This is a genomic window from Hominiventricola sp., assembly GCF_057604405.1.
The window spans coordinates 15,759-40,335 of the sequence record NZ_DBLYVB010000009.1 but is presented as its reverse complement, the minus strand read 5'-3'; the positions used below and the strand labels follow the sequence as shown (position 1 = coordinate 40,335).

Below are 24,577 nucleotides of genomic sequence, written 5' to 3'. Positions count from 1 at the left end.
TCTCCTTTATCCGACCAAATGAAGCACATGAATCAATAAAATCCATACCAGACCATAGTAAGTCACTACTGCCACCAGGTCGTTAACAGTTGTAATCAACGGACCGGATGCAACGGCCGGGTCTACATTAATCTTATGGAAGAACATCGGAATCAAGGTTCCCACCAGACTGGAAATGACCATGGCAATCATCAGTGCCAGTCCTACACAACCGGAGATGACAAATGCATGTGGTGCCGGATTCTGCTTGAAAATCCATACATACAGTCCAATAAAAATAAACGCAAGTGTTCCAAGAAACAGCCCATTTAACAGCCCCACTCTCATCTCTTTGATAACCAGATGGACTTTCTGTTTTCCAGTCAGATTTTCATCTACCAGAACACGAATGGTAACAGCCAGTGACTGGGTTCCCACATTTCCCGCCATATCAAGGATCAGGGACTGGAAACACATGACCACCGGAATCACGGCCACTACCGTCTCAAAGATGCCAACCACGGAAGATACGCCAAGGCCAAGTATCAGAAGAATCATCAGCCAGGGAAGTCTCTTTTTCATACTTTCTTTGGTGGTTTCTTCCAAATCCTCCTCTGCCGTCAAACCTGCCAGCTTTGCATAATCCTCGCCCATGGCATCATCTACTACTTCCACCAGATCCTGGGAAGTAATAACTCCGATCAGCTCTTTTTCCCCGGTCAGTACCGGGATGGAATCCTCGGCGTAATCTTTAATCTGCTCGATGCAGTCATCGATTTTTTCATGATCCGTCACATACGGATAGGAAGTACTGACGATATCATCCAGTAACGTTCCTTCTCTGGCAATGATCAAATCCTTCAGATCGATTGCTCCATAGAACCGATTATCTTTATCAATTACATATACGGTTGAAATATTGTCATTCTCACCGGCCTGCCGAATCAGTTCCCGCATGGCCTGTCGAATCGTAAGGGTATCATGAATGACAACGAAGTTCGTGGTCATAAGACTTCCGACTTCATCATCCTCATAAGACTGGATCATCTTAATGTCATGACTGGACTCTTCATCCAGCATGCCAACCAGTTTTTCCTGGGTGCTGTCATCCAATTCGTCCAGAACATCTACTGCATCGTCAGAGTCCATGAAGGACAGGACTTTTGCCGCCTGATCCAGATTCAGTTCCTGCAGATATTCGTCGGGATCTTCAATATAACTGAAGATCTCTGCAACCCATTCCGCCCCCAGAAGCGGATACAGCTTTTTCCGTTCCTCTACGGATAACTGTTCAAAGGCATCTGCAATATCACTTTCATGGTAATCGGAAATCTGATCCCGCAGTTCTTCCGCACTCAGCGGACTGCGGAAAATTTCCAGCAATTCTTCTACATAATTTGGTTTTCTTGTTGTTTCCATCTTCTGCTGCCTCCTTCTCTCGCCCAAAAAAGGGCATAAAAAATCCACCGCTTATGTCATCCAAAAGCGTACCTCCAGTTGCTCACTGCGAAGTGTCGGAATTACATACGGTGGCTCAAAAAGAAGCGGCAGAAAAGAAACCGCCAGCTTACCTGAAATCTATGGAATGCTGCCTGGTGTATCTTTTCTGTCTGCCACCGAAGATAATACTTCGACCTGTACTATCGCAACTGTCCATAAATTTCACCTCCAAATCTTAGTTCTATCTTATTTTAATCCAGGTGGTGGATTCGGTCAAGTCCATAACATGTAAAATTTTTTTACAGAAAAACCCCGGAAACCTTACGGTTCCGGGGTATCTTACGTTTGGACACATGTACCTTGCGGTACTCAATATATATTAATCAGTGATTATTCGATGATAGTAGCAACACGACCTGATCCTACAGTTCTACCACCCTCACGGATAGCGAAAGTAAGACCCTGCTCCATAGCGATCGGATGGATCAGCTCGATGGTCATCTCTACGTTGTCACCAGGCATGCACATCTCGGTACCAGCCGGCAGCTCGCAAACACCAGTAACGTCAGTTGTTCTGAAGTAGAACTGCGGACGATAGTTGTTGAAGAACGGAGTATGACGTCCACCCTCATCTTTGGTCAGAACGTAAACCTGAGCGGTGAATTTGGTATGGCAGGTAACGCTGCCCGGTTTAGCAACAACCTGTCCACGAACGATATCAGTTCTCTGGATACCACGAAGCAGACAACCGATGTTATCACCAGCCTGAGCCTCATCAAGAAGTTTACGGAACATCTCGATACCAGTTACAACAGTTTTACGGGTCTCCTCTTTAACACCAACGATTTCAACCTCGTCGTTCAGATGAAGAACACCACGCTCTACTCTACCAGTAGCAACAGTACCACGACCAGTAATGGTGAATACGTCCTCAACCGGCATCAGGAACGGTTTGTCAGTTGCACGCTGCGGATCCGGGATATAAGAATCAACGGTATCCATAAGCTCCATGATCTTGTCTCCCCACGGTCCCATCGGATCCTCAAGGGCTTTCAGAGCGGAACCTTTGATGATCGGGCAATCATTGAATCCGTACTCCTCAAGCTGCTCGGTAACTTCCATCTCAACCAGCTCGATCAGCTCTTCGTCATCAACCATATCACATTTGTTCAGGAATACAACGATGTACGGTACACCTACCTGACGGGACAGAAGGATGTGCTCTTTAGTCTGAGCCATAACACCATCAGTAGCAGCTACTACAAGGATAGCGCCGTCCATCTGTGCAGCACCAGTGATCATGTTCTTTACATAGTCAGCATGGCCTGGGCAGTCAACGTGTGCGTAATGTCTTTTAGCGGTCTGATACTCTACATGTGCAGTAGAGATAGTGATTCCACGCTCTCTCTCTTCCGGAGCTTTATCGATGTTAGCGAAATCAGTTGCCTCATTTCCCGGAACTCTTGCTGCAAGTACTGCAGTGATAGCTGCGGTCAGAGTAGTTTTACCATGGTCTACGTGACCGATGGTACCAATATTACAATGTGGTTTAGTTCTGTCGAACTTAGCTTTTGCCATTTTGTTTTCCTCCTTGAATAGATCAACTTTTCTACGTTTAAATACGCAATCAGCTAATTTTGATTATATTTCAAATAGGCTTGTTTTGCAAGCCTATTTGTATATTATTTTGCCTTTGCAGCAAGAACTTTCTCCTGAACGTTCTTCGGTACCGGCTCATATTTCTCGAAGAACATGGAGTAGTTACCACGTCCCTGAGTTCTGGAACGAAGGTCGGTAGCATATCCGAACATCTCTGCCAGCGGAACATAACCTTTGATCATCTTACCGCCACCGATGTCTTCCATACCCTCGATACGACCACGACGGGAGTTGATATCACCGATAACATCACCCATGTAATCTTCCGGAGTAGTTACCTCAACCTTCATGATCGGCTCAAGAAGAACCGGAGCTGCTTTCTGCATAGCCTCTTTGAATGCAAGAGAACCAGCGATATGGAAAGCCATCTCAGAAGAATCGACCTCATGATAGGATCCGTCGTATACGTTAGCATGAACACCAACTACCGGGAATCCACCAAGGATACCAGACTTCATAGCCTCTTCAATACCTTCGCCTACAGCCGGGATGTACTCCTTCGGAATAGCACCACCAACTACGGTAGACTCAAACTTGTAAGTCTCCTCTGCGTTAGCATCCATCGGCTCAAATTTAACTTTACAATGTCCGTACTGTCCACGTCCACCAGACTGTTTTGCATATTTGCTGTCTACATCAGCCGGTTTGGTAATGGTCTCTTTGTAAGCAACCTGCGGTGCACCTACATTAGCCTCTACCTTGAACTCACGAAGCAGACGGTCAACGATGATCTCCAGATGAAGCTCACCCATACCAGCAATGATAGTCTGACCAGTTTCCTGATTGGTATGTGCACGGAAAGTCGGGTCCTCTTCTGCCAGTTTTGCAAGAGACTCGCCAAGTTTGCCCTGGCCAGCTTTGGTCTTCGGCTCGATAGCCAGCTCGATAACCGGCTCCGGGAACTCCATAGACTCAAGGATTACCGGATGCTGCTCGTCACAGATGGTATCACCGGTAGTAGTTACCTTGAAACCAACTGCTGCTGCGATATCTCCAGAGTAAACCTTGTCAAGCTCTGCTCTCTTGTTAGCGTGCATCTGAAGGATACGTCCTACACGCTCTTTCTTATCTTTCGTGGAGTTGTACACGTAAGAACCAGAATTCATGGTTCCGGAGTACACACGGAAGAATGCCAGCTTACCTACGAACGGGTCAGCCATGATCTTGAATGCCAGTGCAGAGAACGGCTCTTCATCAGAAGAGTGTCTTACAACCTCATTTCCTTCCATATCCACACCTTTGATGGACGGGATATCGGTCGGAGCCGGCATAAACTCAAGAATTGCGTCCAGAAGTTTCTGAACACCTTTGTTTCTGTATGCACTACCACAGCATACCGGAACAGCGGTACACTCACAGGTAGCTTTACGAAGAACAGCTTTCAGGTCCTCAACGGACGGCTCCTCTCCATCAAGATACTGCATCATCAGATCATCATCCAGCTCGCAGATCTTCTCTACCAGCTCGGTATGATACAGCTCTGCATCATCTTTCATATCATCCGGGATATCAGTAATGCTGATGTCATCACCCTTATCATCATTATAGATGTAAGCCTGCATCTCGAACAGATCGATGATTCCCTTGAAATCATCCTCTTTTCCGATCGGCAGCTGCAGACAGATTGCATTCTTACCCAGACGGGTCTTGATCATCTCTACTGCATTGTAGAAATCTGCACCCAGGATATCCATCTTGTTGATGAATGCCATACGCGGTACATTGTAGGTATCAGCCTGACGCCATACGTTCTCAGACTGCGGCTCTACACCACCTTTTGCACAGAACACGCCGACAGCGCCGTCCAGTACACGAAGGGAACGCTCAACCTCTACGGTGAAGTCTACATGGCCTGGAGTATCGATGATGTTGATACGATGCTCAAGCGCACCTTTCTTCGGCTTGCAGTGATCCTGCAGAGTCCAGTGACAGGTTGTAGCTGCAGATGTGATGGTAATACCTCTCTCCTGCTCCTGCTCCATCCAGTCCATGGTTGCAGTACCTTCATGAGTATCACCAATCTTATAGTTAACACCAGTATAATACAGAATACGCTCGGTCAGTGTGGTTTTACCAGCATCGATATGAGCCATAATTCCGATATTTCTGGTTCTCTCCAATGGATATTCTCTTTCAGCCAATGGATTTTCCTCCTTATACGAGTGAGCAAATCAGGTCGCGCAGCCAGATTAGAATCTGTAATGAGCGAATGCCTTGTTTGCCTCTGCCATTTTGTGCATATCTTCTTTTCTCTTCACAGCTGCACCAGTGTTGTTTGCTGCATCCATGATCTCGTTTGCCAGTCTCTCTTCCATGGTCTTCTCGCCTCTTTTACGGGAGAACATGGTGAGCCAGCGAAGTGCTAATGCCTGACGACGATCAGCTCTTACCTCGATCGGTACCTGATAAGTAGCTCCACCGATACGTCTTGCTTTTACCTCCAGAACCGGCATGATATTGTTCATAGCCTCTTCAAATACTTCCAGAGCCGGCTTCTCAGCCTTTGCTTCTACTTTGGCAAATGCGCCGTATACAATTTTCTGTGCTACACCTTTTTTACCGTCAAGCATGATGTTGTTGATCAGTTTGGTAACCACTTTGTTATTGTACATCGGGTCTGCCAGTACGTCTCTTTTCTGAGTATGTCCTTTACGTGGCACGTTACTTCCCTCCTTAATACATGTTTACCGGATAAATCCGATAAGATTAATTCATAGGTACTCACATGTGTCGTTCTACGTGTGTCCGTGCCCGGTATTCCTCTATATCAAACCCGCAGTCATAGGTCCTTTTGATGAACCCTGGCACAAGGCGGCGCTTACGCGACGCCAACAATCATAGTTCTGTTTGTGATACTTGATTTTGTTTTTAAATTACTTTTTAGCGTCTTTCGGTCTCTTAGCTCCGTATTTGGAACGAGCCTGACGTCTCTTAGCTACTCCAGCGGTATCCAGTGTACCACGAACAATGTGATATCTGGTACCCGGAAGGTCCTTTACTCTACCTCCACGGATAAGAACAACGCTGTGCTCCTGAAGGTTGTGTCCCTCTCCCGGGATATAGCTTGTTACCTCAATTCCGTTGGAAAGACGTACTCTGGCGATCTTACGAAGAGCTGAGTTCGGTTTCTTCGGGGTTGCGGTTTTAACTGCGGTGCACACACCACGTTTCTGCGGTGCAGATGCATCGATCGGTCTCTTCTTCAGAGAGTTAAATCCTTTCTGAAGTGCCGGTGCCGTAGACTTTTTAACAGATGTCTGTCTACCCTTTCTTACTAACTGGTTGAATGTTGGCATTCCTTTCACCTCCTGATGGTTTGTGATGACTGCTGTTTTTCAGACTTGCTGAAACATGCACACCTAAATACGCATGCTTGATTATTATATTAAATTGATTTTTGCTTGTCAAGCGGTTTTCCTTGATTTTCTGTGAAAGTTTTAGGATTCGACCGTATTTGCTGGACAGTCTTCTCCTTTGGTGCTATGATAGGGCAAATTTGTTTTTGAATTAAAGGAGATTTCTATATGATAAAAGCATTTTTAAGGTCCCTGTTAAAACCTTTTTCCTTTGTACCGGCGTTGCTCATGATGTATCTCATCTTTTCCTTTTCCGCTCAGGACGGCACCACTTCCGGGAATCTGAGTTACAAGGTCAGTGAAATCATCGTCGAAACTGCTAATGACGCTTTTGATCTGCACTGGTCTTCTTCGGAAATCAAACAGCATATCAAGGAAATTCATCATCCGGTCCGCAAACTGGCCCATATGACAGAGTATTTCCTGCTTGCCATCTCCGTATCCTTTCCATTATATGTGTACGGTGTCCGGGGAATCTGGCTTCCCCTCCTTGCCGGCATGATCTGTGTGGGATTTGCTGCATTGGATGAATATCACCAGTCCTTCGTGGCCGGCCGCGGCCCTTCCAAAAAGGATGTGGGAATCGACAGCATCGGCGTGTTTGCAGGAATTATTATGATGCAGTTTATCTGCTTTCTTGGACGCGTCACTCTTTTCCGTCCACTGGCACGGAAAAGAAAAGAAAACTAATATTTGTACATAAAAAAAACTGGAAAAATTTCTTTTTCCAGTTTTTTTACGCTATTTTATTCTTCCTCAGAATCAGTCTCCTCAGCTACAGTTACTTCTGCATCCTCGGTATCCGGTTCTTCTGTCAGGTTCAGTTTCTCTTCTCCATCCAGATTCTCGTCTTCCTCTTCTGCAAAACTTAAGGAATCCTCATCTTCCAGATCAGTATTCAGTTTCACATCGCGATAACGTTTCATACCGGTACCAGCCGGAATCAGCTTACCAATGATAACGTTCTCTTTCAGACCAATCAGCGGATCAATCTTACCCTTGATAGCAGCTTCCGTCAGAACCTTGGTGGTCTCCTGGAAGGATGCTGCTGACAGGAAGGAGTTGGTAGCCAGGGATGCTTTGGTAATACCAAGCAGTACCTGTTTTCCATCTGCCGGCTGTTTACCTTCTGCGATCAGTCTCTCGTTTTCGTCTGCGTAGTCCAGAATGTCAACCAGAGTTCCCGGAAGGAAATCACTGTCTCCGTTATCCTCTACTCGTACCTTCTTCAGCATCTGACGTACGATCATCTCAATATGCTTGTCGTTGATCTCAACACCCTGCAGACGATATACACGCTGTACTTCCTGAAGCATGTAATCCTGAACCGCACGTACGCCTTTGATCTTCAGAATGTCATGCGGATTGATGCTACCTTCCGTCAGTGCATCACCGGCCTCAACTACTGCGCCATCCATGATTTTGATTCTGGAATCAAAAGGAATCAGGTAGGTCTTGGACTCACCAGACTCATTATTGGTAATGACAATCTCACGTTTCTTCTTCATGTCATTAATGGTGGCAATGCCGCCGATCTCAGTAACGATTGCAAGACCCTTCGGCTTTCTTGCCTCAAAAAGCTCCTCGACACGAGGAAGACCCTGAGTAATATCTCCACCTGCTACACCACCGGAGTGGAAGGTTCTCATAGTCAGCTGGGTACCCGGTTCACCGATGGACTGTGCTGCGATGATACCAACGGTCTCACCAACCTGTACAGCCTCTCCGGTTGCCATGTTGGCACCGTAACACTTCGCACATACACCAATATGGGATTTACAGGTAAGAGCAGTACGGATCTTTACGCTATTCAGCGGATTTCCGTCCTTATCCACACCTTTGGATACGACTGCAGCCGCACGTTTCGGTGTGATCATATGGTTTGCTTTGACAATGATGTTACCATCTTTGTCGCAGATGTCATTGCATGCAAAACGTCCTGTGATACGTTCCTCCAGAGACTCAATCATTTCTTTTCCGTCAGTGAAAGCGGTAACTTCCATTCCCGGAATCTCGTCTTTGCCTTCTGCACAGTCTGTCTCACGGATAATCAGCTCCTGAGATACATCTACCAGTCGTCTGGTCAGATAACCGGAGTCAGCAGTACGAAGAGCGGTATCGGACATACCTTTACGTGCTCCATGAGCGGACATGAAGTACTCCAGTACGTCAAGACCTTCACGGAAGTTGGATGTGATAGGAAGCTCGATCGTATGTCCGGTCGTATCTGCCATCAATCCACGCATACCGGCCAGCTGTTTGATCTGTTTATCAGATCCACGCGCACCGGAATCAGCCATCATGAAGATGTTGTTGTATTTATCCAGACCATCCAACAGTGCTTTGGTAAGAACTGCGTCAGTCTCTTTCCAGGTTTCCACAACCTCTTTGTAACGCTCTTCCTCGGTAATCTTACCACGTTTGTAGTTACGGGTAATCTTATCAACGACTTCCTGCGCCTCTTTGATCAGCTGCGGTTTCTGCGGCGGTACAGTCATATCGGAAATGGATACGGTCATAGCCGCTCTGGTAGAATATTTGTATCCCATTGCTTTGATGTCATCCAGCACCTCTGCAGTTCTGGTTGCGCCATGGGTGTTAATTACTTTACCAAGAATCTGTTTCAGACCCTTCTTGCCTACGTGGAAGTCAACCTCCAGGCTCAGCTCATTGCCCGGAACTTTTCGGTCTACAAATCCCAGATCCTGCGGAAGAATCTCATTGAACAGGAAACGTCCAAGGGTAGATTCTACAGTACCGGTCATTACGCTGCCGTCAGGCATATTTTTGCTGACGCGTACTTTAATACGGCTCTGAAGTTTAATAACTCCATTCTCATATGCAAGAATTGCTTCATTCACACTCTTGAAGAATTTGCCTTCACCAATTTCTCCCGGTCTCTCCTGCGTCAGATAGTAGATACCAAGGACCATATCCTGTGAAGGAACAGCTACCGGACCACCGTCAGACGGTTTCAGCAGGTTGTTCGGAGAAAGCAGAAGGAACCGGCACTCTGCCTGTGCTTCTACGGACAGCGGCAGATGGACAGCCATCTGGTCTCCATCGAAGTCAGCATTGAACGCAGTACAAACAAGCGGATGAAGCTTGATTGCCTTACCTTCTACCAGGATCGGCTCAAATGCCTGGATACCCAGACGATGCAGTGTAGGAGCACGGTTCAGCATTACCGGATGCTCTTTGATGACGTCCTCAAGGACATCCCATACTTCCGGCTGAAGACGCTCAACCATCTTCTTAGCACTCTTAATATTATGAGCAGAGCCATTGGAAACCAGTTCTTTCATTACGAACGGTTTGAACAGCTCAATTGCCATCTCTTTCGGCAGACCACACTGATAAATCTTCAGTTCCGGTCCAACGACGATAACAGAACGTCCGGAGTAGTCAACACGTTTTCCCAGAAGGTTCTGACGGAAACGTCCGGATTTACCCTTCAGCATATCAGAGAGGGATTTCAGGGCTCTGTTTCCAGGTCCGGTAACAGGGCGTCCTCTTCTGCCGTTATCGATCAGTGCATCAACAGCCTCCTGAAGCATACGTTTCTCATTGCGAACGATGATATCCGGTGCTCCCAGATCCAGCAGTCTCTGCAGACGGTTATTTCTATTGATGATTCTTCTATACAGGTCGTTCAGGTCGGATGTAGCAAAACGTCCGCCGTCCAGCTGTACCATCGGACGAAGGTCAGGCGGGATAACCGGGATTACATCCATAATCATCCACTCCGGTTTGTTTCCGGATTCACGGAATGCCTCGACAACCTCAAGTCTCTTGATGATACGGGCACGTTTCTGTCCGGAAGCGGTCTTCAGACCTTCTTTCAGTTCCTTGGAATCTTTTTCAAGGTCAATGGACTGCAGAAGTTCCTTAATGGACTCTGCACCCATGCCTACGCGGAAAGCACCCGGTTCCGGATACTTTTCCTTCATATCCTGATAATCTTTTTCGGAAAGTACCTGCTTATACATAAGCTCCGTCTTTCCTGCATCGAGCACAATATAAGATGCAAAATACAGCACTTTCTCCAATGTTCTCGGGGAAAGGTCAAGGATCAGTCCCATACGGCTGGGAATTCCTTTGAAATACCAGATATGGGATACCGGTGCAGCCAGTTTGATATGGCCCATACGCTCACGACGCACGCTGGATTTGGTTACTTCCACACCACAGCGGTCGCATACGACACCTTTATATCTGATCTTCTTATATTTTCCGCAGTGACACTCCCAGTCCTTACTCGGTCCGAAGATTTTTTCGCAGTATAAACCATCTTTTTCCGGTTTCAGCGTACGATAGTTGATCGTCTCCGGCTTGGTTACTTCTCCATGAGACCATTCAAGAATAGTCTCCGGGGATGCCAGGCCAATTTTAATCGCATCAAAGCTCATTGGCTGATAGTTATCATTCTTCGTCATTTCCGGCATGAGCGGCACCTCCTTTATTCTTCAAAATCAATGTTGTCATCCATATCGGCGAGCTCGCTCTCATCGAAATCGTCGTCCTCTTCCGGTGAAACATCTACCAGTTCCTCTCCCTCAAACTCCTGTTTGCTGAAGCCATGGTTGCCGAAGGACTCATCTTCTCTGTTGAAGCGGCGTCCATCATCTTCCAAGATGGAACGAATATCTACATCACCGTAGTCACTGGTCTCTGCCAGTTCCACTTCCGTATTATCCTCACGCAGCACACGAACATCCAGACCAAGGGCCTGCAGCTCTTTTAAAAGTACCTTGAAGGATTCCGGAATTCCGGCCTCAGGAATATTTTCGCCTTTGATGATAGCCTCGTACGTCTTCACACGTCCGATAACATCATCGGATTTAACGGTCAGGATCTCCTGCAGGGTATAGGATGCACCATATGCCTCCAGAGCCCAAACCTCCATCTCTCCGAAACGCTGTCCACCGAACTGAGCTTTTCCACCCAGCGGCTGCTGCGTTACCAGGGAGTACGGTCCGGTAGAACGTGCATGGATCTTATCGTCTACCAGATGATGCAGCTTCAGATAATGCATGTGTCCGATCGTTACCGGGCTGTCGAAGTACTCACCGGTACGACCATCTCTCAGACGTACTTTACCATCTCTGGAAATCGGTACACCTTTCCATACTTTTCTGTGCTCTCTGTTCTTATCGAGATAATCTACAACCTCCGGAAGCAGATCTTCTCCATGTTTGCCTTTGAATGTCTCACCATTCCACGGTCTTCCGTCTGCGGTCTGATCAAGTTCCTTCTCTTTCCACTCTGCAGCCTCTGCATCATCGAAGGGAAGGTTTGCATAATCATTCGCAAGATCCAGGGTATCCATGATCTCGGACTCATTTGCGCCATCAAAAATCGGAGTAGCCACGTTGAAGCCCAGTGCCTTTGCAGCCAGACTCAGATGAATCTCCAGGACCTGACCGATATTCATACGGGACGGCACACCCAGCGGGTTCAGTACGATATCCAGCGGACGTCCGTTCGGCAGGAACGGCATATCCTCTACCGGAAGTACACGGGAAACAACACCCTTATTACCATGACGTCCTGCCATCTTATCTCCGACAGAGATTTTTCTCTTCTGAGCGATGTAAATGCGGACTGCCTGGTTTACACCCGGAGACAGCTCGTCTCCGTTTTCTCTGGTAAATACTTTGGCATCTACAACGACGCCATACTCACCATGAGGTACCTTCAGGGAAGTATCACGCACTTCTCGTGCCTTCTCACCGAAGATTGCGCGGAGCAAACGCTCCTCTGCGGTCAGCTCGGTCTCTCCCTTCGGAGTTACCTTACCTACCAGAATATCACCGGCACGAACCTCTGCACCGATACGGATGATACCTCTGTTATCCAGATCCTTCAGAGCATCATCACCAACTCCCGGAACATCTCTGGTAATCTCTTCCGGTCCAAGTTTGGTATCACGGGCTTCTGCCTCATATTCCTCAATATGAATAGATGTATAAACATCATCCATAACCAGTCGTTCACTTAAAAGAACAGCATCCTCGTAGTTATAACCTTCCCAGGTCATAAATCCGATCAGCGGGTTCTTACCAAGAGCAATCTCTCCACCAGATGTGGACGGTCCGTCAGCAATTACCTCACCAACCTCTACCCGGTCCCCCTTGAAGACGATCGGCCTCTGGTTGTAGCAGTTGCTCTGGTTACTGCGGGAGAATTTCGTCAGATGATATACATCACGCACACCATTATCCTGACGTACAACAATCTCATTGGAAACTGCACGTTCTACGATACCAGCGTTCTTTGCAACTACACAAACACCGGAGTCAACTGCAGTCTTCTCCTCCATACCGGTACCAACTGCCGGAGCTTCCGTCAGCATCAACGGAACGGCCTGACGCTGCATGTTGGATCCCATCAATGCACGGTTTGCGTCATCGTTCTGCAGGAACGGAATCAGTGCCGTAGCCACAGAGAATACCATCTTCGGAGATACGTCCATGTAATCAAACATGGTCTTATCATAAGCCTGGGTCTCATCAAGATAACGTCCGGATACATTATTTCTCACGAAATATCCGTTCTCATCCAGAGCCTCATTTGCCTGTGCTACATGGTAATTATCTTCTTCATCAGCGGTCATGTAGACAACTTCGTCGGTGACACGCGGATTCTTAGGATCTGATTTATCGATCTTACGGTACGGAGCCTCTACAAAGCCATACTCGTTGATTCTTGCATAGCATGCCAGAGAGTTGATCAGACCAATGTTCGGTCCCTCAGGAGTCTCAATCGGGCACATTCTTCCATAATGGGAATAATGTACGTCTCGAACCTCGAATCCTGCACGATCTCTGGACAGACCGCCCGGTCCCAATGCGGACAGACGTCTCTTATGGGTCAACTCACCCAACGGGTTGTTCTGATCCATGAACTGAGACAGCTGGGAAGATCCAAAGAACTCTTTCACTGCTGCGGTTACCGGTTTGATGTTGATCAGGGTCTGGGCGGAAATACTCTCCGGGTCCTGAGTGGTCATACGCTCGCGTACTACTCTCTCCAGACGGGAAAGACCAATACGATACTGGTTCTGAAGCAGCTCACCTACAGCACGGATACGACGGTTGCCCAGGTGGTCAATGTCATCCTTGCTTCCGATACCATACTCCAGATGCATGTTATAATTAATGGATGCCATAATGTCATCCTTGGTAATATGCTTCGGAATCAGCTCCGTGACGGAACGCTGGATTGCCTCTTTCAGTTCCTCTGCATCAGTATACTCATTCAGCAGTTTCTCCAGCGCCGGATAGTATACAGATTCTTTGATACCCAGTGCTTCCGGATCGCAATCCACATATTTGGTAATATCAACCATGCGGTTGGACAGTACTTTAATATTACGTCCCTCACCTTTTACCCAGATGAAAGGAACAGCGGAATCCTGCAGTTTTACTGCCAGTTCCATGTCGATCTTCTGATCTGCTTCTGCGATAATCTCGCCAGTAGACAGATCTACTACATCCTCAGCCAAAACCTGTCCACGGACACGGTTCTTCAGATGAAGCTTCTTATTGAACTTATAACGTCCGACTTTTGCCAAATCATAACGTCTCGGGTCAAAAAACATACCCGTAATCAGGCTCTCCGCACTCTCTACAGCCAGCGGCTCGCCCGGACGGATCTTCTTATACAGCTCCAGCAGACCTTCCTGATAACTCTCAGATGTATCTTTTGCCAGAGATGCCAAAATCTTCGGTTCCTCACCAAACAGTTCCAGAATCTCAGCATTCGTACCATAACCAAGTGCTCTGATCAGCACGGTGATCGGTACTTTACGGGTTCTGTCAACACGAACATAGAACACATCATTGGAGTCAGTCTCATACTCCAGCCATGCACCACGGTTCGGAATTACTGTACAGGAGAACAGAAGCTTACCTACTTTATCATGATCAATGCCATAGTAGATACCAGGGGAACGTACCAACTGGCTGACAATAACACGCTCTGCTCCGTTGATGACGAAGGTTCCCGTCTCAGTCATCAAAGGCAGGTCGCCCATGAAAATCTCATGCTCATTAATCTCATCTGTCTCTTTGTTATGAAGACGGACTCTGACTTTTAATGGTGCGGCATAAGTAGCGTCACGCTCTTTACACTCTTCGATGGTGTACTTCGCACCTTCCACATCAAGTACAAAGTTCGTGAACTCCAGGCTGAGCTTTCCGCTATAATCCGTAATCGGAGAAATATCGGCAAATGCTTCGCTTAATCCCTCATCCAGAAACCACTGGTAGGAATCTCTCTGGACTTCTATCAGGTTCGGCATTTCAACTACTTCTTTTTTTCTGGAATAACTCATTCGCAGATTTCTGCCGGACTTGGTAGGTTTGATTCTGTTCTTTTCCATTGACATTTCACCCCTTATATATTTTAATCACTGCATATTGCAAAAGGACCGCACGAATCACAGCAAGGATGAAAGCATACCTTACCACAATAGTGCATTTTCCATGTTATCATAAATATTTTTGGATGTCAATAAATAATTTTGGGATTTTCGCGGGATTTCCGCAGTTTTTGGGGACTTATTTTTGAAAAAGGAAGAAGGACACCGCAACCGCAGCATCCTTCTTTCGAATGTACAAACTCATTATTTAAGAGTAACTTTTGCACCCTCAGCCTCAAGTTTGGTTTTGATCTCCTCAGCCTCTGCTTTGGAAGCGCCCTCTTTGATTACCTTCGGAGCGCCATCAACTACGTCTTTAGCCTCTTTCAGACCAAGTCCGGTAGCTTCACGAACAACTTTGATAACTTTAACTTTGTTCGGACCAACCTCAGTCAGCTCTACGTCGAAGGAATCTTTCTCCTCAGCTGCTGCTGCGCCATCTCCAGCTGCTGCTACAACAACGCCAGCTGCTGCGGATACACCGAACTCCTCCTCACATGCTTTTACAAGATCATTCAGCTCTAATACGGTAAGCTCTTTGATTGCATCAATAAATTCTGCAGTAGTTAATTTTGCCATTTTTATTTACCTCCAATAATAATAATTGTATCATGCCGCTATGCGGCTTTTCCTATTGTAATAACGATTAAGCCTCTTTGCTCTCTGCGATCTGGTTGATAACGCGAGCGAAGTTTGTAATCGGGCTCTGGATGCTGCCAAGCAGCTTTCCAAGAAGTACTTCTCTGGACGGAACGTTTGCGATTGCAGCCATTCCCTTTGCATCGTAGTAGTTACCCTCTACGACACCAGCTTTGATCTCAAGCTTCTCTGCTTTCTTTGCAAAGTTAGCAACGATTCTTGCCGGAGCAGTCGCATCAGTTTTAGAGATAGCGATTGCAGACGGTCCTTCGAGATGCTGAGACAGCGGCTCGAACTCGGTTCCTTTGATTGCAAAGTTCAGCATGGTGTTTTTGTAAACCTTGTAAACGATTCCTTCTTCTCTCATCTGTTTACGAAGCTGTGTATCCTGCTCTACAGTCAGACCGCAATGGTCAACCAGAACAACACCAGCTGCACCTTCCAGATTTGCAGAGATCTCGTCTACAACCGGTTTTTTCAGTTCAACTTTTGCCATGAATGGTTTCCTCCTTATAGATTTTTAAGAGAGATAACCTTCCCAGTGGTAAGGATTAAAAAACCCTCTGTGCCGCAGACACAGAGGGTTTGTAAGTCATTCTTAATCGAACGCTTTCCTCGGCAGGCGGTTTCCTCTTATGCCTCACGGCACCTGCTGTCTTCGGGCAGTCATCTTCAACTGTTATAAAATATCACAATATATAGTGGATGTCAACACCCTTTTTCACTCGCCGTGATTAAGCAAGCTTTAACGGGTTAACCTTTACGCCAGGTCCCATGGTCGGAGTAATGGTGATACTCTTCAGATACTGACCTTTAACAGCTGCAGGTCTTACTTTGTTGATAGCATCCATAAGCGTCTGGAAGTTGTCCGCTAACTGCTCCTCGGTGAAAGAAGCTTTTCCGATCGGCACGTGGATAATATTGGTCTTATCCAGTCTGTACTCGATCTTACCGGCTTTAATATCATTGACTGCTTTGGTAACATCCATGGTTACGGTACCAGCCTTCGGGTTCGGCATTAAGCCCTTCGGTCCAAGTACACGTCCCAGACGTCCAACAACACCCATCATATCCGGAGTTGCAACGACTACATCGAAATCGAACCATCCGCCCTGGATCTTCGGAACAAGTTCCTCAGCTCCAACGAACTCAGCGCCTGCTGCCAGTGCCTCGTCAGCTTTTGCGTTCTTAGCGAATACAAGTACACGAACCTGTTTACCAGTTCCGTGCGGAAGTACAACAGCGCCACGGATCTGCTGATCTGCATGACGTCCGTCGCATCCGGTTCTGATGTGAGCTTCGATGGTCTCGTCAAATTTTGCGGTTGCCAGTTTCTTTACGATGGCAACTGCCTCGTCTCTGTCATACTGAGTCTGCTTGTCGTATAATTTAGCAGCCTCAACATATTTCTTACCATGTTTCATAATTCATTAACCTCCTGGTGGTAATTGCGGGAATTTCCCTCCCACGTCTGTTCATCTGCAACAGTTTTTAGTCGTCAACTACGGTGATACCCATACTTCTTGCAGTACCTGCGATCATGCTGATAGCTGCGTCAAGGCCTCCTGCGGTCAGATCCGGCATTTTCAGTTCAGCGATTTTCTGAACTTCAGATCTCTTGATCGTAGCAACCTTGTCTTTTTTGGAGTTAGCAGAAGCGGTTTTCAGTCCGCATGCTTTTTTCAGTAAAACTGCTGCCGGCGGAGTCTTGGTAATGAAGCTGAAGCTTCTGTCTGCATAAACAGTAATGACTACCGGAATAATCATATCGCCCTGATCTGCGGTTCTTGCGTTAAACTCTTTTGTAAACTGTACAATGTTAACGCCGTGCTGACCAAGAGCCGGTCCTACTGGGGGAGCCGGTGTTGCCTTTCCAGCAGGAATCTGTAATTTGATGTAACCTGTAACTTTCTTTGCCATAATTAGGCACCTCCTTGTGGTGATGGCGGGAATTTCCCTCCCACGATCCGCGATCTACAGTTTTTCACGAACCATTTACATCTTCTTAATTTCTGTGAAACTTATTTCTACCGGTGTTTCACGACCGAACAGGTCGACGTTGATCGTCACACTCTGTTTGTTCTCATTGATGGCCTGGATGACTCCAACAGTATCCTTCCATACGCCACCCGTAACAACTACATTGTCACCTTCCGCAAAATCAATTTGCACGGAATCCGATTGAACCCCAAGCGGTCTCATTTCCTCTTCCGTAAGCGGAACTGGTTTGGATCCCGGTCCAACGAAGCCGGTCACGCCTCTGGTATTGCGAACTACATACCAGGTATCGTCGTTCATGACCATGTTGATCAGAACGTATCCCGGAAACATCTTTTTCTGGACCTGACGGCTTGCACCATCCTTCAATTCAACCACGTCCTGCATCGGAACCCTGACCTCAAGGATCTGATCCTCAAGATGTCTGTTTTCAATGGTTTTCTCAATATTAGCCTTTACCTTATTCTCATATCCTGAGTAGGTATGGACTACATACCAGTTTGTCTCTGACATACAATCACCTTTCTAATTATAAAGTCAACAGCCGGTCAATTCCAAAGGTCATGACCATATCCAGTATTTTAATAATGAGAGCCAAAGCAACAGAAACGCTGACTACCGCAATGGTCTGTTTCGTAAGTGATTTTTGGTCTGGCCACACAATTTTCTTGAACTCGGCTTTCATGCCTTTGAACCAGCTTGTCTTCTGGGCCTTCGGGGCATTCTTCGTTTCTCCCATCTTGTCACTTCCTTTACCTTTGGGGCAGATTACTTCGTCTCCTTATGAAGAGTATGTCTCTTGCAGAAACGACAGTACTTCTTGGTTTCCATTCTGTCCGGGTGATTCTTCTTTTCTTTGGTCATGTTGTAGTTACGCTGTTTGCACTCCGTACATGCCAATGTGATCTTTACGCGCACAACTTTCCACCTCGCTTTTTATACTTTTTTGTCTGATGGTCCTGCGAAAACCATCAATTTTAGGCATAAAAAAAAAGCCTAAACTTCCATTCGCTTGTCTACTATAACACAGACTCGCATATGCCGTCAAGGATTTTTTCTATTAAAATGCACTTTGCCATTTTCGTTTTTATTGATAACTTTTATCATCAGCGTTTGTTCTAATTGACTAACCGGTATTTTCTCACTATGATGGATGATAAACCAAAACGGTTGAAAACAGTCACTGCTATATTAATAAGATAACACAGGAGGAACAAATTATGTTAGACATTTCCAAAATGAAAAAACTCGGACTTTTCGCAGGTGGCGTTCTTTTCGGAACTGCTGGCATCCAGGTGCTTTCCAGCAAAGATGCGCGTAAAGTATATACCAATTGCACCGCTGCTGTTCTTCGTGCAAAAGAATGCGTGATGAAGACTGCTACTACTGTTCAGGAGAATGCAGAAGACATTCTTGCAGAAGCAAAACAGATCAACGAGGACAGAGCAACACGGGAAGCTGCATGTGTACAGGAAGCTGAGACTGCAGAAGACGCAGAATAATCTGTATTCATATGGACGGAGCTGCCTGACAGCTCCGTCTTTTATTGGAGGAAAACATGAAATTCATTATAAAACACGACATCAGGGGCCGTCTTCGTATTCATATGGTACAGTCCCGCATGTCTTATGAAGAAGCAGATACGCTTCTTTATTATATAGAGAATCTTTCAGGTGTCACTTCCGCCAAAGTATTTGAGCGGACCTGTGATGCTTCCATTTCTTATAAAGGAGAACGTGAAACACTGCTGCAGGCGCTGCGTATTTTCCAGTATCAGACAACGGATGTTCCGGCTGATCTCCTTGCGCATTCCGGAAGAGAATTGAACAGCACCTATCAGGAGAAACTGATGCAGAAGGTTGTCCTGCGGGCAGGAAGCAAACTCTTCCTTCCTTATCCGATTCAGGCCGCTTACGCAGCATTCAAATCTGTCCATTATATATGGAAAGGGCTCAAATGTCTGGCTCACAAAAAGCTGGAAGTAGAAGTTCTGGATGCAACCGCCATCGGTGTTTCCGTTTTCCGCGCCGACTTTACCACAGCAAGCTCTATTATGTTTCTGTTGGGAATCGGCGAACTTCTGGAAGAGTGGACTCATAAGAAATCCGTAGATGATCTGGCAAGAAGCATGTCCCTGAACGTCAGCAAGGTATGGCTCAAAAAAGATGATCAGGAAATCCTGGTCTCTGCAAGAGAGATCAAACCAGGTGATGAAGTCATCGTCCGCATGGGCAATGTCATCCCGTTTGACGGCATCGTATGCGACGGCGAGGCAACGGTCAACCAGGCTTCCCTCACTGGAGAATCCGAACCGGTCAGAAAAGATCACGGAACTTACGTTTACGCAGGAACCGTATTGGAAGAGGGAGAACTGACCATTCAGGTCAAAGCCGTTTCCGGCTCCACCAGATTTGAAAAGATTGTAACCATGATCGAGGATTCTGAAAAACTGAAATCCGGCGTAGAGAGCAAGGCCGAGTCTTTGGCTGACCGGCTGGTTCCTTACACCTTAGGCGGTACCGCACTCACCTGGCTGCTTACGAGAAATACCACGAAAGCACTGGCTGTCCTGATGGTTGACTTCTCCTGCGCACTGAAGCTGGCTATGCCGATCTCCGTTTTGTCCGCCATCCGCGAAGCCCAGACCCATCACATTACCGTGAAGGGAGGAAAGTTTTTGGAAGCTGTAGCATCTGCCGATACCATTGTTTTCGACAAGACCGGCACTCTGACTAAGGCCAAACCAACGGTCAAGGATGTAGTCGTTTTTAACGGAAGCAGCAAAGAAGAGATGCTTCGAATCGCCGCCTGCCTGGAGGAGCATTTCCCCCATTCCATGGCAAAAGCAGTTGTTACTGCAGCAAAACAGCGCTCTCTCGACCATGAAGAGATGCATTCCAAAGTCAATTACATTGTTGCTCACGGAATCTCTTCTTCCATCAACGACCACAAGGTCATCATCGGAAGTTATCACTTTGTATTCGAGGACGAAGGATGCCATATTCCCGAAGATCAGATGGATAAGTTTGAGAATCTTCCTACGGAATACTCTCATCTTTATATGGCTATTGATAATAAGCTGGCCGCTGTCATCTGCATTGAAGATCCCCTTCGTCCGGAGGCTGCCGCTGCCATCCGCGCACTGAAAGCCGCAGGCATCAAACATGTGGTTATGATGACCGGAGACAGCGAACGCACTGCCGCTGCTATTGCAAAACGGGTGGGTGTTGACGAATATTACTCTGAGGTACTGCCGGAAGATAAGGCAAATTATATTGAGCGCCAGAAGGCAAAAGGAAGCAAAGTCATCATGGTTGGTGATGGAATTAACGATTCCCCTGCTCTGTCAGCAGCCGATGCCGGCGTAGCTGTCAGCGACGGTGCAGAGATTGCCAGAGAAATCGCAGACATCACTGTGGCATCTGACGACCTATATCAGTTGGTAATTCTGAAGAGCTTAAGCAACCGCCTGATGAAACGAATCCAGCGCAACTATCGAACTATCGTAGGATTCAATACCGGACTGATTGGGCTGGGTGTTGCAGGCATTCTGCAGCCAACCACCTCCGCACTGTTTCATAATACTTCCACCCTGTTAATCAGTTTGAACAATATGAAGCCGCTTCTCCATGAAGAAGTTGAACTTTAACTTTGATCGATAACCTTAAAAGGCTCCGGAAAATCTCCGGAGCCTTTTACATCTGTATTGATTTTACTGTTCCATCTGTCTTCCCAGAAATGCAGCTGCTGTAGCTGCCAGTTTCTGTTCCGTCTCTCCCATCTTTGCCTTCGCATCTTTTGCATACAGCATCACAGATCCTATAGCATCACCCTCACAGATAACAGAAACCAGCGTCTGTGCTCCTGTTTCTTCCTTCCGGTCCGCAACAATGGGAATAAAGTTCTTCTCACCAGCAAGAGCCTGTACCATTTCGCGGTTCTGAATAACCGCTTCCAGCTCCGGACTGATTCCTTTTCCCAGATAATCTTTCTTACTGCCGCCCGCACAGGCAATCACGCTGTCACGATCTGTCACAAAAACGGTATATCCCGTAGTCTGTGCCAGACTGTCTGCATACTGCTGCGCAAATGTGCCAAGTTCCCCGATCGGAGAATATTTTTTCAGAATGATCTCACCTTCCCGGTCCGTAAAGATCTCCAGCGGATCTCCTTCCCGGATTCTGAGAGTTCGCCGGATTTCCTTCGGCACTACCACTCTTCCCAGATCATCTATCCGCCTTACAATTCCAGTTGCTTTCATATCATGCTCCTCCAATGTTTCAAATTCAGTCCATCATTTGTTTCCCTAGTCTGTCTATATCTAGTATTTGTAAGATCTGGATTTATATGCATCCGGATCTTCATCTTGTCATGCCCTGCAGGCTTTGAAAACGTAAGTCTTCATTGTTCAGTTTTCTCATAACACTTCGGCAGGATAGATCTGCTGTTTTATTCTCCCGGATGCATTTCGTTCAGAAGTTTTGTCTTCATGGCATACAGTCGGTCGGAAAGATCCACATAAACCTCGTGAGGATTTACCAGTCGTCTGGTCTCGTCCCACAGTGTCTCCTGTTCTTTCTTGCAGAACTCCCGGATCTCCATCACAGACGGAGACTGATAAATACACTCGCCTTTATCAAACACTTTCACCATAAGTTCTTTCATGGTGTATGTGCCGCCCTTCAGGTGGGTCTTCTTCCAGGTGGCCTGCGGATCAAAGAGCACCAGATCTTTTGACTCATCAAACACATCATCCACCAAGGAAATGAGATCTGCTTTCAGTTTACCGTTTGTTTTTTCATAAATACGGTATACAGTCTTATTTCCCGGATTGGTGATTTTTTCGGTATTCTCGGATAATTTGATCTTTGGAACAAACTCACCATCACCAGTCTTCACAGCGGCCAGCTTGTACACACCACCAAATGCCGGACAGTCTTTGGAGGTAATGAGATTCGTTCCTACTCCCCAGGAAGTAATCGCTGCCCCCTGACTCTTCAGGCTGTCAATAAGATATTCATCCAGATCACTGGAAGCTGCAATCACTGCGTCCTCAAATCCGGCTGCATCCAGCATCTTCCGCGCTTCTTTGGAAAGATATGCCAGATCACCGCTGTCCAGTCGAATTCCGTAACGTCCGCTTAATTTACCTGTTTCCTGCATTTCCTTAAATACACGAATCGCATTCGGCACACCGGATTTCAGCGTATCGTAGGTGTCTACCAGAAGAGTACATGCACCGGGATACAGTTCTGCATAAGTCTTGAATGCCGTATACTCATCCGGAAAACTCATAATCCAACTGTGTGCATGGGTTCCAAGCACCGGTACGTCAAACATTTTACCAGTCAGTACGTTGGAAGTTCCAATACATCCACCTATAACAGCTGCTCTTGCACCATAGGTTCCGGCATCCGGTCCCTGCGCTCTTCTCAAGCCGAACTCCATGATTCCGTCACCGCGGGCTGCATTGACAACTCTGGCCGCTTTGGTGGCGATCAGGCTCTGATGATTGATAATATTCAGGATCGCAGTCTCTACCAGCTGTGCTTCCATAATCGGAGCAATGACTTTCACCAGTGGCTCTCTCGGAAATACAACTGTTCCTTCCGGAATTGCATAAATATCACCACTGAAATGAAAATCTGCCAGATATGACAAGAATTCATCATCAAAGATTTCCAGGCTCCTCAGATAATCAAGATCATCCTTCTCAAACCGAAGATTCTTAATATAATCAATCATCTGGTCCAGACCTGCCGCAATGGCGAATCCATTTCCACAGGGATTGTTCCGGTAGAAAACGTCAAAAATAACAGTTTCCTGTACCGGATTCTTCAAATATCCCTGCATCATGGTCAATTCGTACAGATCAGTTAACAGTGTCAGATTCTGTGTTGTACTCATGATAATTTCCCCTTATATCACGCACCTTCTACTGTGCGTTTTCTTCTGCTTCCTCAGATTCTGCACCGTCTGCAGAACCGTCCGTAGTATCTGCATTTTCATCGGTTTCCTCTGCTGCATCTGTAGTATCTGCTGTCTTCTGCGTAAATACACGCTCAAAGGTCAGTTTCTCCAGTGCCTTATCATTGGTGGTTATCGTTGCGCCTTCCTTCAGAGAATCCACCCATGCTGTATACGCATCCTTCTCTCGCTGGCTTAAAATCACCTGCTTATGACTGTCCGTTGCTTCTCTGTCGAAGGTAGAATCCATACGTACCAGATAATAAGCATTGTCACCTTCAATGATATCTGCATATTCTCCGTCAGACAATGTCTCTGCTGCCGCTTTTACATCTTCATTCAGATTCTCATCATCTGCACCGTAGCTGGTGGTGACGGCACTTAAATCATGATTTTTAGCTGCCGCATCCAGATCACCATCTGAGCCTGCCTCGTCACGGATTTGATTCAGAGTCTCTTTCTTCGCCGCCAGTTCTTCCTCTGTCAGATCTACCGTATCTCCATTCTCATCTGCAGTTCCGTTGGTCGAAGCACGTACGTAGGTAATTGTCTTCTGTGCTGCTTCTTCATCCGTCACATTGGTGTCGATGGTTGCCGCACGATTCTGATATGCTTTATTTTGCAATGCCATCAGTTCCAACACATGAGCAACCGTTTCTTTGTCTGCAGACATCGCCTCCAGTGTCTTGCTGTCGTTAGCTGCCAGAAAAGCATCTGCTGCTGTAGCTGCAGCATCCTTGTCCTCATCCGTAAGGGAAATACCCAGATCGTCTGCATGGGCCTCAACCAGATAGTATTCTTCCAGCGTCTGCATTACGGTATCCTTTACAGTCTCACCATAAATACTTCCAGTTCCCATAAGATCCTTGTTCATAAAATCCTCGCCAAAATATCCGCTGTACATAGCCATCTGGGTCTGCTGGTAGCGAAGATAAAAATTCACTTCTCCCAGCGGAATGGATACTCCATCCACATTTGCTGCCTCTGCGGAATTATCTACACTGTTTCCGACGGAGCAACCGGTCAGTGCCATGGTCATCGCGGACATCAGTGCAATGAGGCACACGGTTCTCTTTTTCATATTATATATCCTCCTAAATCCGTGTTTTCCTAT

General features: G+C 46.7%; 20 protein-coding genes and 1 other annotated feature. Of the genes, 3 read left to right on the top strand and 17 right to left on the bottom strand.

Going from position 1 to position 24,577, the window contains the following annotated elements; translation table 11 throughout:
* Positions 1-6: 6 nt before the first annotated feature.
* From mgtE to rpsL, 5 genes are all read right to left on the bottom strand, one after another.
* Complete coding sequence (gene mgtE / locus ACZMB2_RS07465) at positions 7-1,398, bottom strand: magnesium transporter (protein ID WP_308459467.1); 1,392 nt, start codon at positions 1,396-1,398, stop codon at positions 7-9.
* Between the two features lie 411 nt (positions 1,399-1,809).
* Positions 1,810-2,997: an elongation factor Tu gene (gene tuf, locus ACZMB2_RS07460; protein ID WP_118770735.1), complete on the bottom strand. Its 1,188-nt coding sequence runs from the start codon at positions 2,995-2,997 to the stop codon at positions 1,810-1,812.
* Between the two features lie 104 nt (positions 2,998-3,101).
* Complete coding sequence (gene fusA / locus ACZMB2_RS07455; protein ID WP_118511623.1) at positions 3,102-5,219, bottom strand: elongation factor G; 2,118 nt, start codon at positions 5,217-5,219, stop codon at positions 3,102-3,104.
* 48 nt (positions 5,220-5,267) lie between these two features.
* Complete coding sequence (rpsG, locus tag ACZMB2_RS07450; protein WP_308459466.1) at positions 5,268-5,738, bottom strand: 30S ribosomal protein S7; 471 nt, start codon at positions 5,736-5,738, stop codon at positions 5,268-5,270.
* Between the two features lie 213 nt (positions 5,739-5,951).
* Positions 5,952-6,374, bottom strand: a complete 423-nt coding sequence (gene rpsL / locus ACZMB2_RS07445) for a 30S ribosomal protein S12 (RefSeq protein WP_117499839.1) — start codon at positions 6,372-6,374, stop codon at positions 5,952-5,954.
* Positions 6,375-6,602: 228 nt separating this feature from the next.
* On the opposite strand from rpsL, the gene ACZMB2_RS07440 reads away from it, so the two are divergent.
* Positions 6,603-7,124 carry a VanZ family protein gene (locus tag ACZMB2_RS07440; protein WP_487596221.1) on the top strand — a complete coding sequence of 174 codons (522 nt, stop codon included), beginning with the start codon at positions 6,603-6,605 and terminating at the stop codon, positions 7,122-7,124.
* Between the two features lie 56 nt (positions 7,125-7,180).
* Here the strand turns inward: ACZMB2_RS07440 and rpoC are convergent, their stop codons facing one another.
* The 9 genes from rpoC to rpmG form a co-directional block, all read right to left on the bottom strand.
* The gene (rpoC, locus tag ACZMB2_RS07435; RefSeq protein WP_487596220.1) at positions 7,181-10,879 is read right to left on the bottom strand and encodes a DNA-directed RNA polymerase subunit beta'; all 3,699 of its coding nucleotides are present in this window, start codon (positions 10,877-10,879) and stop codon (positions 7,181-7,183) included.
* Between the two features lie 14 nt (positions 10,880-10,893).
* Positions 10,894-14,820, bottom strand: a complete 3,927-nt coding sequence (rpoB, locus tag ACZMB2_RS07430) for a DNA-directed RNA polymerase subunit beta (protein ID WP_487596219.1) — start codon at positions 14,818-14,820, stop codon at positions 10,894-10,896.
* A 243-nt stretch (positions 14,821-15,063) separates the two neighbouring features.
* On the bottom strand, positions 15,064-15,438 hold the full coding sequence (rplL, locus tag ACZMB2_RS07425) for a 50S ribosomal protein L7/L12 (RefSeq protein ID WP_487596218.1): 375 nt from the start codon (positions 15,436-15,438) through the stop codon (positions 15,064-15,066).
* Between the two features lie 67 nt (positions 15,439-15,505).
* Entirely contained in the window at positions 15,506-15,994 is a 489-nt protein-coding gene (gene rplJ / locus ACZMB2_RS07420; RefSeq protein WP_487596217.1) for a 50S ribosomal protein L10, read from the bottom strand.
* 48 nt (positions 15,995-16,042) lie between these two features.
* Positions 16,043-16,178, bottom strand: a sequence feature (ribosomal protein L10 leader region).
* Positions 16,179-16,232: 54 nt separating this feature from the next.
* Positions 16,233-16,922, bottom strand: coding sequence for a 50S ribosomal protein L1 (gene rplA, locus ACZMB2_RS07415; RefSeq protein WP_487596216.1), 690 nt, complete (start codon positions 16,920-16,922; stop codon positions 16,233-16,235).
* Positions 16,923-16,989: 67 nt separating this feature from the next.
* Positions 16,990-17,418, bottom strand: a complete 429-nt coding sequence (gene rplK, locus ACZMB2_RS07410) for a 50S ribosomal protein L11 (protein ID WP_487596215.1) — start codon at positions 17,416-17,418, stop codon at positions 16,990-16,992.
* Positions 17,419-17,493: 75 nt separating this feature from the next.
* Positions 17,494-18,009, bottom strand: coding sequence for a transcription termination/antitermination protein NusG (nusG, locus tag ACZMB2_RS07405; RefSeq protein ID WP_487596214.1), 516 nt, complete (start codon positions 18,007-18,009; stop codon positions 17,494-17,496).
* A gap of 16 nt (positions 18,010-18,025) precedes the next feature.
* Entirely contained in the window at positions 18,026-18,235 is a 210-nt protein-coding gene (gene secE, locus ACZMB2_RS07400) for a preprotein translocase subunit SecE (RefSeq protein WP_487596213.1), read from the bottom strand.
* A 29-nt stretch (positions 18,236-18,264) separates the two neighbouring features.
* A complete protein-coding gene (rpmG, locus tag ACZMB2_RS07395; protein WP_117499871.1) occupies positions 18,265-18,414 on the bottom strand; it encodes a 50S ribosomal protein L33 in 150 nt (49 codons plus the stop codon).
* A 302-nt stretch (positions 18,415-18,716) separates the two neighbouring features.
* Between rpmG and ACZMB2_RS07390 the strand changes: the two genes are divergently transcribed.
* Positions 18,717-18,998: a DUF6110 family protein gene (locus tag ACZMB2_RS07390; RefSeq protein ID WP_487596212.1), complete on the top strand. Its 282-nt coding sequence runs from the start codon at positions 18,717-18,719 to the stop codon at positions 18,996-18,998.
* 56 nt (positions 18,999-19,054) lie between these two features.
* A complete protein-coding gene (locus ACZMB2_RS07385; RefSeq protein WP_487596211.1) occupies positions 19,055-21,145 on the top strand; it encodes a heavy metal translocating P-type ATPase in 2,091 nt (696 codons plus the stop codon).
* A 63-nt stretch (positions 21,146-21,208) separates the two neighbouring features.
* Here the strand turns inward: ACZMB2_RS07385 and spoVT are convergent, their stop codons facing one another.
* The 3 genes from spoVT to ACZMB2_RS07370 form a co-directional block, all read right to left on the bottom strand.
* Positions 21,209-21,757 carry a stage V sporulation protein T gene (gene spoVT / locus ACZMB2_RS07380; RefSeq protein WP_487596210.1) on the bottom strand — a complete coding sequence of 183 codons (549 nt, stop codon included), beginning with the start codon at positions 21,755-21,757 and terminating at the stop codon, positions 21,209-21,211.
* A gap of 188 nt (positions 21,758-21,945) precedes the next feature.
* On the bottom strand, positions 21,946-23,403 hold the full coding sequence (locus ACZMB2_RS07375) for a nicotinate phosphoribosyltransferase (protein ID WP_487596209.1): 1,458 nt from the start codon (positions 23,401-23,403) through the stop codon (positions 21,946-21,948).
* Between the two features lie 28 nt (positions 23,404-23,431).
* Positions 23,432-24,544 carry a peptidylprolyl isomerase gene (locus ACZMB2_RS07370; RefSeq protein WP_487596208.1) on the bottom strand — a complete coding sequence of 371 codons (1,113 nt, stop codon included), beginning with the start codon at positions 24,542-24,544 and terminating at the stop codon, positions 23,432-23,434.
* Between the last annotated feature and the right edge of the window lie 33 nt (positions 24,545-24,577).

Coding starts and splice junctions, on each gene's coding strand:
- ACZMB2_RS07370 (WP_487596208.1), bottom strand. CDS start 24,544: ATGAAAAAGAGAACCGTGTGCCTCATTGCACTGATGTCCGCGATGACC.
- rpsL (WP_117499839.1), bottom strand. CDS start 6,374: ATGCCAACATTCAACCAGTTAGTAAGAAAGGGTAGACAGACATCTGTT.
- tuf (WP_118770735.1), bottom strand. CDS start 2,997: ATGGCAAAAGCTAAGTTCGACAGAACTAAACCACATTGTAATATTGGT.
- rpoC (WP_487596220.1), bottom strand. CDS start 10,879: ATGCCGGAAATGACGAAGAATGATAACTATCAGCCAATGAGCTTTGAT.
- ACZMB2_RS07440 (WP_487596221.1), top strand. CDS start 6,603: ATGATAAAAGCATTTTTAAGGTCCCTGTTAAAACCTTTTTCCTTTGTA.
- secE (WP_487596213.1), bottom strand. CDS start 18,235: ATGGGAGAAACGAAGAATGCCCCGAAGGCCCAGAAGACAAGCTGGTTC.
- rplK (WP_487596215.1), bottom strand. CDS start 17,418: ATGGCAAAGAAAGTTACAGGTTACATCAAATTACAGATTCCTGCTGGA.
- ACZMB2_RS07385 (WP_487596211.1), top strand. CDS start 19,055: ATGAAATTCATTATAAAACACGACATCAGGGGCCGTCTTCGTATTCAT.
- ACZMB2_RS07375 (WP_487596209.1), bottom strand. CDS start 23,403: ATGAGTACAACACAGAATCTGACACTGTTAACTGATCTGTACGAATTG.
- rplL (WP_487596218.1), bottom strand. CDS start 15,438: ATGGCAAAATTAACTACTGCAGAATTTATTGATGCAATCAAAGAGCTT.
- rplA (WP_487596216.1), bottom strand. CDS start 16,922: ATGAAACATGGTAAGAAATATGTTGAGGCTGCTAAATTATACGACAAG.
- ACZMB2_RS07390 (WP_487596212.1), top strand. CDS start 18,717: ATGTTAGACATTTCCAAAATGAAAAAACTCGGACTTTTCGCAGGTGGC.
- nusG (WP_487596214.1), bottom strand. CDS start 18,009: ATGTCAGAGACAAACTGGTATGTAGTCCATACCTACTCAGGATATGAG.
- mgtE (WP_308459467.1), bottom strand. CDS start 1,398: ATGGAAACAACAAGAAAACCAAATTATGTAGAAGAATTGCTGGAAATT.
- rplJ (WP_487596217.1), bottom strand. CDS start 15,994: ATGGCAAAAGTTGAACTGAAAAAACCGGTTGTAGACGAGATCTCTGCA.
- spoVT (WP_487596210.1), bottom strand. CDS start 21,757: ATGAAAGCAACTGGAATTGTAAGGCGGATAGATGATCTGGGAAGAGTG.
- rpoB (WP_487596219.1), bottom strand. CDS start 14,820: ATGGAAAAGAACAGAATCAAACCTACCAAGTCCGGCAGAAATCTGCGA.